Origin of the sequence: Collibacillus ludicampi, from assembly GCF_023705585.1 — a bacterium.
Lineage (GTDB): Bacteria > Bacillota > Bacilli > Tumebacillales > BOQE01 > Collibacillus > Collibacillus ludicampi.
Map to the genome: position 1 here is coordinate 2,800,927 of NZ_BOQE01000001.1, position 12,935 is coordinate 2,813,861.

At 45.4% G+C, this 12,935-nt stretch carries 10 protein-coding genes and 1 riboswitch; of the genes, 9 read left to right on the forward strand and 1 reads right to left on the reverse strand.

Translation table 11 applies throughout. The features are described from left to right. Positions 1-51: 51 nt before the first annotated feature. The 6 genes from DNHGIG_RS14190 (at position 52) to DNHGIG_RS14215 (ending at position 7,023) form a co-directional block, all read left to right on the forward strand. On the forward strand, positions 52-1,041 hold the full coding sequence (locus DNHGIG_RS14190; protein WP_282200207.1) for a ketol-acid reductoisomerase: 990 nt from the start codon (positions 52-54) through the stop codon (positions 1,039-1,041). Between the two features lie 25 nt (positions 1,042-1,066). Continuing rightward, positions 1,067-2,632, forward strand: coding sequence for a 2-isopropylmalate synthase (locus DNHGIG_RS14195; RefSeq protein WP_282200208.1), 1,566 nt, complete (start codon positions 1,067-1,069; stop codon positions 2,630-2,632). A 153-nt stretch (positions 2,633-2,785) separates the two neighbouring features. Further along, complete coding sequence (gene leuB, locus DNHGIG_RS14200) at positions 2,786-3,892, forward strand: 3-isopropylmalate dehydrogenase (protein WP_282200209.1); 1,107 nt, start codon at positions 2,786-2,788, stop codon at positions 3,890-3,892. A gap of 383 nt (positions 3,893-4,275) precedes the next feature. Then, positions 4,276-4,388, forward strand: a riboswitch (SAM riboswitch). An 88-nt stretch (positions 4,389-4,476) separates the two neighbouring features. Further along, positions 4,477-5,508, forward strand: a complete 1,032-nt coding sequence (locus DNHGIG_RS14205) for a methionine ABC transporter ATP-binding protein (protein WP_282200210.1) — start codon at positions 4,477-4,479, stop codon at positions 5,506-5,508. Further along, positions 5,505-6,161 carry a methionine ABC transporter permease gene (locus DNHGIG_RS14210; protein WP_439647740.1) on the forward strand — a complete coding sequence of 219 codons (657 nt, stop codon included), beginning with the start codon at positions 5,505-5,507 and terminating at the stop codon, positions 6,159-6,161. The genes DNHGIG_RS14205 and DNHGIG_RS14210 overlap by 4 nt, the downstream gene beginning before the upstream one ends. Positions 6,162-6,189: 28 nt before the next feature. Next, positions 6,190-7,023 (forward strand): MetQ/NlpA family ABC transporter substrate-binding protein, encoded by an 834-nt coding sequence (locus DNHGIG_RS14215; RefSeq protein ID WP_439647741.1) that lies wholly within the window; start codon positions 6,190-6,192, stop codon positions 7,021-7,023. A gap of 143 nt (positions 7,024-7,166) precedes the next feature. Here DNHGIG_RS14215 and DNHGIG_RS14220 read toward each other — a convergent pair whose 3' ends face one another. Then, a complete protein-coding gene (locus DNHGIG_RS14220; protein ID WP_282200211.1) occupies positions 7,167-8,942 on the reverse strand; it encodes a sigma 54-interacting transcriptional regulator in 1,776 nt (591 codons plus the stop codon). Positions 8,943-9,229: 287 nt separating this feature from the next. Between DNHGIG_RS14220 and DNHGIG_RS14225 the strand changes: the two genes are divergently transcribed. The 3 genes from DNHGIG_RS14225 to DNHGIG_RS14235 are packed head-to-tail and all read left to right on the forward strand — an operon-like array spanning position 9,230 to position 12,930. Beyond that, positions 9,230-10,381: an amidohydrolase family protein gene (locus DNHGIG_RS14225; RefSeq protein WP_282200212.1), complete on the forward strand. Its 1,152-nt coding sequence runs from the start codon at positions 9,230-9,232 to the stop codon at positions 10,379-10,381. A gap of 17 nt (positions 10,382-10,398) precedes the next feature. Then, positions 10,399-11,739: an APC family permease gene (locus DNHGIG_RS14230; protein WP_282200213.1), complete on the forward strand. Its 1,341-nt coding sequence runs from the start codon at positions 10,399-10,401 to the stop codon at positions 11,737-11,739. 12 nt (positions 11,740-11,751) lie between these two features. Next, on the forward strand, positions 11,752-12,930 hold the full coding sequence (locus DNHGIG_RS14235; protein ID WP_282200214.1) for a M20 metallopeptidase family protein: 1,179 nt from the start codon (positions 11,752-11,754) through the stop codon (positions 12,928-12,930). The last annotated feature ends 5 nt before the right edge of the window (positions 12,931-12,935 follow it).

The window sequence follows — 12,935 nt, forward strand, 5'->3', positions numbered from 1 at the left end:
ATGTAATATGCAACATTTTGATTCATACAATTCATGGAAAGGTGATGGAAGATGGCTAAAATGTACTATGATCACGATGCTGAATTGGGAGTATTGCAAGGGAAAACAGTTGCTGTAATCGGTTATGGTTCACAAGGGCACGCGCAAGCACAAAATTTGCGGGATTCCGGTATTAAAGTCGTAATCGGAATTCGCCCAGGGCGTTCCGCAGAGCAGGCGGAACAAGACGGATTTACCGTTCTAGGCGTCGCTGAAGCTGTGCAAGCGTCAGATTTAATCATGATCTTGATTCCGGATGAAAGGCAGGCACAAACGTACCGTGAGGAGATCGCACCTCATCTGCGTGCAGGACAAATGCTGATGTTCTCACACGGGTTCAACATCCATTACGGTCAGATCACACCTCCAGCCGATGTTGACGTTGCCATGGTTGCTCCGAAAAGCCCCGGTCACTTGGTTCGCCGCGTGTTTACACAAGGATTCGGCACACCTGGACTGTTAGCGGTACACCAGGATGCAACCGGCAACGCCAAGGAGATCGCACTCGCATATGCGAAAGGGATAGGTTGTACGCGTGCGGGAGTGATTGAAACAACATTTAAAGAAGAGACGGAAACAGATCTGTTTGGCGAACAGACCGTTCTTTGCGGAGGTGTTTCAGCGCTTGTCAAAGCCGGTTTTGAAACACTGGTGGAAGCAGGGTATCAACCGGAAGCCGCGTATTTTGAATGTTTGCATGAGTTGAAATTAATCGTCGATCTGATGTATGAAGGCGGATTGGCACGTATGCGATACTCAATCAGCGACACTGCCGAGTTTGGAGATTATGTAACAGGACCCCGTATCATCGGACCTGAAGTCAAAGAACGCATGAAAGAAGTGCTTGCTGAGATTCAAAACGGTGAATTTGCTAAAAAATGGATTCTTGAGAATCAGGCCAATCGTCCGTTTTTCAATGCGACGCGCAGAAAGGAAGCGGAACACCCGATCGAGGAAGTTGGAGCTCGTCTGCGTGAGATGATGAACTGGATTCAAAAATAAGTAAACGGTAAAAGGGGAGACGAGGATGCGCAAAATTGAAATCTTCGACACGACTCTGCGCGATGGTGAACAATCACCTGGAGTAAATCTGAGTCAAGAAGAAAAATTGGAGATTGCTCGTCAATTGCGCCGACTTGGGGTGGACGTGATCGAAGCAGGCTTTGCTGCCGCATCGCCAGGTGACTTTCAAGCGGTGAAACGGATAGCCGACGAAGTGAGAGGGGTGACGATCTGTTCGCTCGCTCGCAGTCTACCGAACGATATTGAAAGTGCTTATGAAGCGATTAAAGGTGCGGAACATGCACGCATTCACGTCTTCCTCGCCACCTCCGATATTCATATGCGTTACAAATTGCGCATGACACCCGACCAGGTGATAGAACAGATCGATCAAGCGGTTCGTTATGCGAAAAAATTTGTCGATAACGTTCAATTTTCTGCGGAAGACGCAGGTCGAACCGATCTCGAATTTCTCGCCAAGGTGGCAGAGACGGCCATCCGTGCCGGTGCAGTTGTATTCAATGTCCCTGATACGGTAGGTTATATGACACCTGCTGAATATGCTGCCCGCTTCCAGTACCTCCGCGAACATGTGCCGAACATCGATAAAGTCAAACTGTCCTGCCACTGCCATGATGACCTGGGTATGGCTGTAGCCAACACATTGGCGGCTATTCAGGGAGGTTGCGATCAGGTGGAGGTTGCGGTAAACGGAATTGGCGAACGGGCGGGGAACGCAGCTTTGGAAGAAGTTGTGATGGCTTTGGCAACCCGTGCAGATGCGTATCAAGCGGAAACTTCCATCGAATTCGCGCAGATCGCACGAACCAGTCGTCTCGTATCCAAACTCACTGGTATGGTGGTACCACCGAACAAAGCGATCGTCGGTGCGAACGCGTTTGCGCACGAATCGGGTATTCACCAAGATGGAGTATTGAAAGAAAAAACGACTTATGAAATCATCCGTCCCGAGACGGTCGGTTTCCAGGAGTCCCGTTTGGTGCTTGGGAAACATTCAGGGCGTCACGCATTCCAGGAGAAACTGGCGGAGTTGGGTTACGAGCTTGATACGGAAGCATTGTCGGCAGTCTTTCAGAAGTTTAAAGAACTTTGTGATAAGAAGAAAACAGTCACTGACGAGGATATTCTCTCCTTGCTTGATGACCAATCGGTGGCGCATCATGAGGACTACTATTCTTTGGAATACCTTCATATTTCCTGTGGAACCGCTGGTGTTCCCACAGCAACTTTGCGGGTGCGCAGCAAGGATCATGAGGTGATCGAAGAAGCTGCGGTTGGCAACGGAGCGGTTGACGCCATCTATCGGGCGATTGACCGTATCACGGGAGAGACTGCGGAATTGGTGCAATATCAGATTTCTTCGGTCACCGGCGGGGGTGACGCACTTGGTGAAGTTCGCGTGCAACTGAAGCAAAATGAAGTGGTGTCCAACGGGAGAGCGGTATCAACTGACGTTCTGGTGGCGAGCGCCAAAGCATACCTTGATGCGGTCAATCGCATTATTAAGAAACGTGTTGATGTGCAGGGTGCAGGATATCGCCACAAAACGATGAGTGTCTCGCAAGGCTAGTCATATTCGGGAACATCGACGGGATATCTCTTGGCAGGGATAATATTTCGGAAGGTTGTATGACTTTCTGAAAGCCCCGCAAAGAGTATCCTTGTCTCAAACGAGTATTTTCTAAATATTCATAAAATAATAAAGGAAAGGTGGAAGAACAGCATGCCAAAGATTGCACTGCTGCCAGGTGACGGTATTGGTCCGGAAATCATGAAAGAAGCGGTTAAAGTCCTGGAAGCGGTGTCCGAACGGTTTCAACGTACATGCACCTATGAGGTTCTGCCGATTGGTGGTGAAGCGATTGACCGCTATGGAGACCCGCTTCCTGAGGAAACTCTTCTTGGAGTCAAATGTGTGGATGCGGTGTTACTAGGAGCTGTAGGAGGGCCAAAGTGGGATAAAGAGCCAGCCCATAGGCGACCGGAGTCTGGCTTACTCAGACTTCGCAAGGGACTCGGTGTATACGCGAATTTACGTCCAATCGTGGCATGCGACTCTTTGTTAAATGTTTCCACATTGAAGCCTGAAATTTTGCGTGGTGTCGATATTTTAATCGTACGAGAACTTACTGGCGGGATCTATTTCGGCGCAAAAGAACGACACGCAGTTGAAGACGGGGAACAGGCAACCGATATGCTTGTCTATGAAACAAAAGAGATCGAGCGTGTCGTGCGCACGGCTTTCCATCTGGCGAGTCAAAGGCGTGGCCGTCTGGCTTCTGTGGATAAAGCGAATGTACTTGAATCTTCACGTCTTTGGAGGGAGACGGTCAATCGGATCGCCCCCGAGTATCCCGATGTTAAAGTGGAACATGTGCTCGTTGATAACTGTGCGATGCAACTGATTCGTAATCCGCGGCAATTTGATGTGATCGTTACGGAAAATATGTTTGGTGACATTCTATCCGATGAGGCTGCTATGTTAACCGGTTCGATCGGTATGTTACCATCCGCTTCGTTAGGGGCTGAAGTTGATTTGTATGAGCCGATCCACGGTTCGGCTCCAGACATCGCAGGAAAGGGGATTGCGAACCCGGTAGGCATCATTCTTTCGGTCGCCATGATGCTTCGCCATTCTTTCGGCTGGGAAGATGAAGCACAGGCGATCGAGCACGCTGTGAATCATGTGTTTCAAGAAGGATATAGAACGAAAGATCTTGCATCTGATAGCAGCTATTTCTTGCATACAGAAGAGTTTGGTAATAAGGTTGTAGAGGAAATTGTAAACTTCGAGATGGATTTCCTCTTCAGGCGGTATGCGACGATTTGAATAAGGTGAAAGTCCCTTCATAACGATGTTCGTCTTCATATTTATAAGTGTAAAGATCAAATCAAGGGCAGCATGGGAGAATTCCTGTGCTGCCCTTGTCTTTCGGAAACTATCCTCTTGGTTTCTTTTGTTTACCAAAAAAGACAAGCCCAATGATCAAAAGCATAAATGCAGCAAGATTTACCGCAAAAAAGAGAAAGAACACATCGATAATCATATCTTTCCCTCACTTACAGGAAGAGTTGACTTTATGATAACCGTAATCGTATGATCTCACTCGTAAAGTGAAAAAATTTTATTGACCCATACTTGAACTCGTGATATACTCCTACCGATAATAAAACACGTCGATGTGTGGTCACAACTTGATATGGATGGAGTTTCTCTTATCCAGAGAGGCGGAGGGACTGGCCCAATGAAGCCCGGCAACCCGTTTTGTGTGGATAACACAAAACATGGTGCCAATTCCTGCGGATGTGAATCCGGCAGATGAGAGCGAACGTAGGATAGTTACGCCCTTTTCCATGCCGGAAAAGGGTTTTTTCTTGTTCAATATGAAGGGTAAGGGGAGGTACAGGATTGTATTGATAGAGCTCATCAATCTTACGAAGGAATATCGATCGGGAAAACAATCGATTACCGCTTTGAAACATATCAATCTGCAAATTCACGAGGGGGAAATCTTCGGAATCATTGGTCACTCGGGTGCGGGTAAGAGTACGTTGATCCGTTGTATCAACCTGCTTGAACGGCCAACATCCGGAGAAGTGGTTGTCGATGGCGTTAATTTGACGGCACTCTCTCCATCTGAGTTACAAGCGAAACGCCGTTCGATCGGAATGATTTTTCAACATTTTAACTTGCTTTCATCGGCAACTGTGTTCGACAATGTTGCTTTTCCATTAAGACTCGCAAAAAGGCCGAAATCTGAGATTAAAGAAAAAGTGGATCGTTTGCTGCAACTCGTAGGTCTAGAAGCGCATAGCCACAAGTATCCGGCACAGCTTTCCGGAGGGCAAAAGCAAAGGGTCGGTATCGCGCGGGCGCTCGCTAACGACCCGAAGGTTTTGCTGTGTGATGAGGCGACTTCTGCGCTCGATCCGCAGACGACACAATCTATTCTCGATCTTCTGGTTGATATTAACCGAAAACTTGGTATTACAATCGTTTTGATCACACATGAAATGCATGTCATCCGCGCGATCTGCGACCGCGTTGCGGTGATCGATGGCGGAAATATCGTTGAATTGGGTAAAGTGGCCGAAGTATTCTTGAACCCGCGTCAGGATGTGACACGCGAATTTATTGCTCAGATCATTGAAAGCGAATTTGACCGTACGATCCTGCAAGAAACCCAAAAGGCTCATCATGAAACAAATGGAAATCGTCGGGTGGTTCAAGTCTCGTTTCTTGGCGCTTCCACATATGAGCCCATTTTATCGCGTGTGACCCAAACGCACGGTGTACACTTTAATATTTTACACGGAACGATTTCCCGGATGAAAGATGTACCTTATGGCCGACTGGTTCTTGAGTTGATCGGTTCACCGGAGTTGCTCGATGTTACGATTCGAGATTTGATCGCTAATCACTTGGAGGTGGAGGTGATCGGATGATGGAAAACGTGGTTTGGAGCGAAATTCTGCAAGCTTCCTATGAGACGTTGTACATGGTCGCATTATCGACAATATTTACAGTCATCATAGGGCTACCACTAGGTATTATCTTAGTTTTGACATCGAAAGGACATCTGCTTGAGAACAGGACAGTTTACCAATTATTAGCTCTCATCGTAAACATCTTTCGTTCCATACCGTTTATCATCTTGCTGATTCTGCTGATCCCATTTACCAAATTGATCGTCGGTACATCGATTGGTGTGGATGCAGCCATTCCGCCGCTTGTTATCGGAGCGGCTCCGTTCTTCGCCCGGCTGGTGGAAACAGCGTTGAGAGAGGTGGATCGCGGGGTGATTGAAGCGGCCCAATCGATGGGGGCAACTACTTGGCAGATCATTTGGAAAGTTCTGCTCCCGGAAGCGCGTCCAGGTCTTATTGCCGGTATCACGATAACAACCGTTTCTCTCGTCGGTTACTCGGCCATGTCGGGCGTGATTGGAGGTGGCGGTCTTGGAGATCTCGCTGTGCGTTATGGTTATCAAATGTTCCAGACAGATGTCATGTTGATAACGACCGCCATCATGATTGTCATGGTACAAGTCTTTCAAACGATGGGCGATAAGCTCGTCTTAAAATATACGCGCAAATAACTTAAAAAAAGAAAGGGAGTTGTTATGTATGTTGAAGAAAAAATGGTTATTACCCGCAGCATCTCTCGTACTCGCGATGTCATTGACGGCTTGTGGCCAAGCGAAGAAAGATGAAGCCGCTCCCACAAAAGACAGCGGCAAAGAAGTGACCTTGAAGGTCGGAGCAAGCGCTGTGCCACACGCGGAAATTCTCAATTACATCAAGCCTAAATTGAAGCAAGAAGGCGTCGAATTGGATGTAAAAGTATTTAATGACTACGTACAGCCGAATATTCAGTTGAATGAAAAACAATTGGATGCAAACTTCTTCCAACACATTCCTTATCTTGAGCAATTCAATAAAGATCACAATATGAATCTTGTTGATGTTGCGAAGGTTCACATTGAACCGATGGGTGTCTACACGAAAAAGGGTGAAGATATCAAAAAGGTGAAAGATGGCGCGACGATCAGCGTGCCCAACGATGCGACAAACGAAGGACGTGCGCTGAAGTTATTGGAAAAAGCAGGAGTATTTCAGTTGGATGATACCAAAGGATACAAAGTGACGCCGAGCGATATTAAAGAGAATCCGCATCACGTTCAGATCAAGCCTTTGGAAGCTGCCATGCTGCCGCGCACAATCGACGATGTAGATTTTGCGGTGATCAACACCAATTACGCGCTTCAAGCGAATTTGAACCCAACGAAAGATGCTGTATTCATTGAAGGGAAAGATTCGCCATTCGCGAACGTTTTAGTCACGCGTCAAGACAATAAAGATTCGGAAGCTATCAAGAAGCTGGTTCAAGAATTGAACAGCCCTGACGTGAAGAAATACATTGAAGACCATTACAAAGGTGCGATTGTACCTGCATTCTAAGATCCTGATCTTTTAAGCGCTTATTTTTTGACCAAAATAAAAAAGGAGTATACAACAATAAAAAGACTCTTACGTTGGATTATGAATACAAACGTAAGAGTCTTTTTTGTAACGGTCAGTCTCAGATACGAATGCGAGATCTCTTACTTCCAAGAAATCTTGTATTTTTTCAGCTTGTAATTCAAATTTTGTCGTGAGATTCCTAAAAGCTCACTGGCTTTCGTAATATTACCTTTTGCTTCTTTTAGAGATTGTTCAATCATTAAGCGTTCCAGCTTTTCTATTTGTTCCGGCAAGTTCCATCCAGATCGAAGGTGACCCTCAGGAGTCGACAAAGGATGAGACTGTTGCATCCTCTTGCATTTGAATGTTGGAGGCAGTTGTTCAAAGGAGATGGTTCTTTCATCATAAATCAAATTAAGAGCACCCTCAATGGTATGTTCCAGTTGCCTTACGTTTCCTGGCCAATGATAGTCGAGAAAAAAATGGTAAACATCATCGTCGAGTCCGTCCACCCGTACTCCCAAAGCATCCGAATGCTTTTTTATAAAATGATCGATCAAAATGGGAATGTCTTCTTTTCTCGAACGTAAAGGCGGGATGACAAGATTGACAACCCCTAAACGATAATAGAGATCTTCCCGAAGCTTTCCATTCGCTATAGCCTCAAGTGGATCTTCGTTCACAGTTGCGATCACGCGCACGTCGATCTCTATGATTTTCGAGGATCCTAGTCTTTGGATTTTCTTCTCTTGTAAGGCGCGAAGCAGTTTCGCCTGCAAATTCGTGCCAATGGAGTTGATTTCATCGAGCAGTAAAGTTCCTCCGTTTGCCTGCTCAAACAATCCAGCACGATCCTGAGCTCCCGTGAAACTTCCGACGCTTGTCCCAAACAACAATCCTTCCAACAAAGATTCAGGTAGAGCCGCGCAATTTTGCGCGATAAAAGGTTTATGTTTACGAGGACTCTCATTATGAATACTTTGAGCAAACAGTTCCTTTCCCGTACCTGTTTCACCATAAATGAGAATATTGGAATTGGAGCGTGCCGCTCTTCTGGCCTGTTCCACTGTTTTTGCCATGGAACGGCTTGCAAAAATAATACTCTCAAATGTAAACCGCGTATTGTTAGATTTAGCGGATGTTGCAATGGGAGCGTTCGATCCGTTTTTTCCGTCTCTTTGTTGCAATTGCAGGATGGTTTCTTTTAACTGTTTTTGTTCAGTGATGTCCTTCGCGACTTCCAATGCTCCTACTTTTTTATTACCTAAGTAGAGAGGAACCGTCTTGTAAAGTGTAGTTACCGCTTTTCCGTTTGTGGAGAAGTGGGTCTCACGGTGACTGAGAGTTCGCCCCGTTTTGAATGCGGTGAGCAGTGTGCTCGAGTTTTCGTCAATGTTCCAGACGTCCACAACCCTTTTGTTGCGTACCGATTCAGGCTCCAACGTGTCGATTTCTCCCATTTTTTTATTGTAAAACAGAACGGTTCCTTGTTGGTCGATGGCGCAGATCCCCTCTTCCAGATAGTCTAAGATCGTGTCGTACAATTGACGGATCATGTTCATTTGCTGTAGTTGTTGCTGCAATTGTTGAGTATCTGTGATGTTTTTAATAGTTATCAGATATCCCGGATAATCGGAACTCGACCGTATCACCGTAAGGTTTGCAATGAGCTGTTGAGTTCCTAGAGAGATGGAGATCCCCGTCTTGTCTTGACGCGTTTGGAATACTTTTTTAAATTCTTGTGACGGGATGAGTTCAAAAATGGAAACGCCAATCAGACGGCTTGGACTTGAGGAAAACAAACGTGCAGCTGTCCGATTGAGAGAAAGAATCTCCCCCTCCGAGTCGGTGAGAACCATACAATCAAAATTTGAGTTCCACACTTGTTGCAAAGAAAGAGCGGGGAAATTGTCCATTCCTGATCACCTCCGATCGAAAAATATTTTGCGAAAATAATTTTGTAAATTTTTCTACGATCATCAACCCAAACCCTTTCGATTTTGAATATTTTTATTCTTACAAGTCATTGATGATCCAACGAAAAAAAATATTTCGAAAAATATTTTTCAATCGCAAAATATTTTTCTGTTTCTCTAACAAAGACATCTTTGTTTTCAAGGAAAAAGATAAACATAAGAAATTTTGAATAGTGGCATGATTATTGCTTTTTATTTTCAGTGAAAATTCCGTCGGAGGTGTTCTTATGAGCGGTGTCTCATTACGAGATGTTCAAGCGATTGATGTTCACTGTCACCCTTACGTTGCAAATCCGAATCCCTATACGCCGGAGGAATTTGTAAAAAAACTATCGTTATCCGTTATCCCATCCAGCGGTTTAAAAACGAATGAGCGAAACAAGAAACATCCTTACCCTGGTACCAACATGTGGGTTCAGATTCTGATCAACCGATTGGCCAAATATTACTCGTGTGCGCCTGAACTTGAAGAAGTCGTCAAGCAAAGGAATGTACGAACCGCTGATTTTCGCGAATATACCAGAGAACTGTTTCGTGATGCGAACATCATCGGTTTAGTGATGGATTTTGGGTATCCCTCTCCACCGTTGGACAAGAAAGAATATACCGATCTTTGCGGAGTACGTATATGGGAAATCTATAGGATCGAACCTGTTATGGCCCGGTTACGAGGGGAATGTAATAGCTTTGGAGAGTTCGTCGAAAAATACAGAGCGGATCTGCGGGGGGCATTAAAAAAAGAGGAAATTGTCGGGTTAAAGTCGATTATTGCTTACCGGAGTGGCTTGCAAATATCTGAAAAGAACGAAGCTGCGGCAAACGAGCAATGGGAGGAATTTTTGGCAAACGAACGGGCAGAAGTAAAAGCTATAAGGGATTATTGTCTGCATGTTGCAATGGAGGAATGTACCGAGGCTGAAAAAGTTATGCATATTCATACGGGTATAGGGGATGGAGATGTGATCCTTGATAAAGCGAGCCCCAGCTTTCTGTTTCCGCTATTAAGGAAATACTCGGATACCCAAGTACACCTTGTGCACGGAGGATACCCATGGATGGAGGAAGCTGCTTTTATCGTGAGCGTTTTGCCGAATGTTTACATGGATATATCTTTGCAAAACCCGTTTGCAGGACATGGAGTAGAAAGAATTCTCTCGCAAGTATTCGAATTCGCTCCGTTTGACAAAGTCATGTACGGATCGGACGCTTTTACGGTGCCGGAAATGAATTGGATGGGTGTACACCTTTTTAAGGAGTGCTTTGAAAAAGTGTTAAATTCCTGGATCGCTTCGGATTATATGGATGTCGAAACAGCACAGGCCATTGGTGAGATGGTACTGTATCGCAACTTCGAAAATGTATATCGGCCATTCTTTTAAGAAAGAAGGGATAAAGGATGTCCATTGAACAATTTGGTTATAAGCAAGAGTTGAAGCGAGCTTTGACATTTGGAGATCTATTGATTTACGGCCTGATTTATCTTGTTCCTATCGCTCCGTTTGGCGTTTTCGGGTATGTTTCTGACGCTTCCAAAGGGATGGTCGCTTTAGCTTATACCATAGGTATGATAGGAATGATTTTTACAGCGCTCAGTTACGCGTGTATGTCCGAGGCATTCCCGATTGCAGGATCCGTCTATTCCTATGCCCAGAGAGGGATTCATGAGTACGTTGGATTTATCGCAGGTTGGGCCATTCTTCTCGATTACATTTTGATACCCGCTCTGATTTATCTGGTCAGTGCGGTTTCCTTAACCGCATTCATCCCCGGATTGCCCTTATGGTTCTGGTTGGTTTTCTTTATATTGCTCAATACGGCGATTAATACCCGCGGCGTGGAATTTACGGCAAAAGCCAATAAGATTACGCTTGTGCTTGAATTGATTGTTTTGGCCATATTCATTGTCTTTGGAGTCATTGCTTTACAAAAAGGTGTCAATAACACAAGCTTTTCCATGAAACCATTGTATGATGCCAACCAGTTTAACTTCTCGACGCTGATGGGAGCGGTATCGATTGCAGTTTTATCCTTTTTAGGGTTCGATGCAATCTCTACCCTGTCGGAAGAAGTGCAAGGGGGTAAAAAAGCTGTTGGCCGGGCAACCATTCTTTCCCTTCTCATTGTAGGAATCCTCTTCATCATTCAAACCTGGATTGCCAGTGACCTAGCGAAGGGCATCAAAATCGAAAGCCTTGATACGGCTTTCTATCAAGTGGCGGAATTAGCCGGTGGAAGTTGGCTCAAGACATTGACCAGTTTGGCAACGGCTTTTTCTTGGGGAATTGCCAGTGCATTGGCCTCACAAGCGGCGATTTCTCGTTTGTTGTTTTCCATGGGGCGAGACCGCAAGCTGCCAGCCGTACTTGGAAGGATTCATCCAAAATACCGAACTCCTTATATCAGTACGTATTGTGTGGCGGTTATCTCTTTCATTATTGGGATTATTTTTCAAAATCATATTGATATTCTGACCAATATAGTAAACTTTGGAGCGTTGACTGGATTTTTCTTGCTGCACATTTCTGTGATTTGTCACTACGTAATTCGCAAAAGGTCGAAGCATTATTTTAAACATCTGATTTCCCCGCTTCTCGGACTGACAGTCATCGGATACGTGCTATATGGAATGGATGCTTTGGCAATAAAAGTCGGGATATGCTGGCTCCTCATCGGAGGTATCTATCTATTCTTTAGGAGCAAGGTGAAGCATGATAAGCCGATTTCGTTTGATTTTTAGGAGGAAAGTAAGATGGAATCAGTAGAATTGCAGGAATCGCTTGTTCAGCAACTTTATCAGATCAGAAGACATCTCCACCAATATCCTGAGCTTTCCTTTCAGGAATTTGCGACATGCGACTTTCTTTGTTCCCGTTTAAATGAATGGGGGATACCTTATAAAAGAGTAGGGGATACAGGGGTGGTGGTCGATATCGTCGGAGAAAATGGGAAAGGTCTACATATTGGACTGCGGGCCGATATGGATGCACTCCCTATCCAGGAAAAAACCGGTCTCCCTTTTTCCTCACTGAACAATGGAGTCATGCATGCCTGCGGGCATGACGGGCACATGACGATTTTGCTTGGAACGGTATATCAACTCTATCAGCGCAAAAACATGTTTCGTGGTAGGGTACGTTGTATATTTCAGCCAGGAGAAGAAGCGGATGGAGCGGCTGAAAAGATGATTGAACAAGGTGTACTCAGTCATCCTCCAATCGATGAAATGCTGGCTCTGCATCTATGGCCGCACCTTCCATTTGGGACAGTAGGTGTGAGATACGGAGCTATGACTGCCTCTTGTGATACATTCGCGATTGAAATTGAGGGAAAAGGAGGGCATAGTGCCAGACCGCATCAAGCGATTGATGCGATCGCAGTCAGCGGGAATGTTTTGCAAGGAATTTCTTACCTCGTCATGAAAGAAACGAACCCTGTTGATCCGGTTGTTGTACATGTTGGAAAAATACTGGGAGGTACAGCTACAAATATCGTAGCCGATCGAGTCATAATGGAGGGAACCACAAGAGCGGTTTCCAAGGAGACGAGAGAGAAGGTGAAAGAACGTCTCGTTGAACTCGTAGAACAGATGGTTACTTCTTTTGGTGCGAAAGCCAAGGTGACTTATTCAGAGGGCCACCCTCCGGTCATCAACGATCGAGAAGTTACAAGGGCATTCGTGGAATCTGTAGAAGAGTTGTTGGGGGCCGAAGCCGTACACATATTGACGGAGCCGTCGATGGGAGCGGATGATTTTGGCGCTTTCGCCGAAAGGGTTCCTAGTACTTATTTTCGTTTGGGGATCTGTCGAGAAGGTGTGCCATGCCATGATTTGCATCACCCAGCTTTTCAATTTGATGAAAAGATCATTCCGCTCGGTGTAAAGATTTTGACCCATAGCGTATTCAAACGTCTAACAGAAGGAGTGTAGATGGC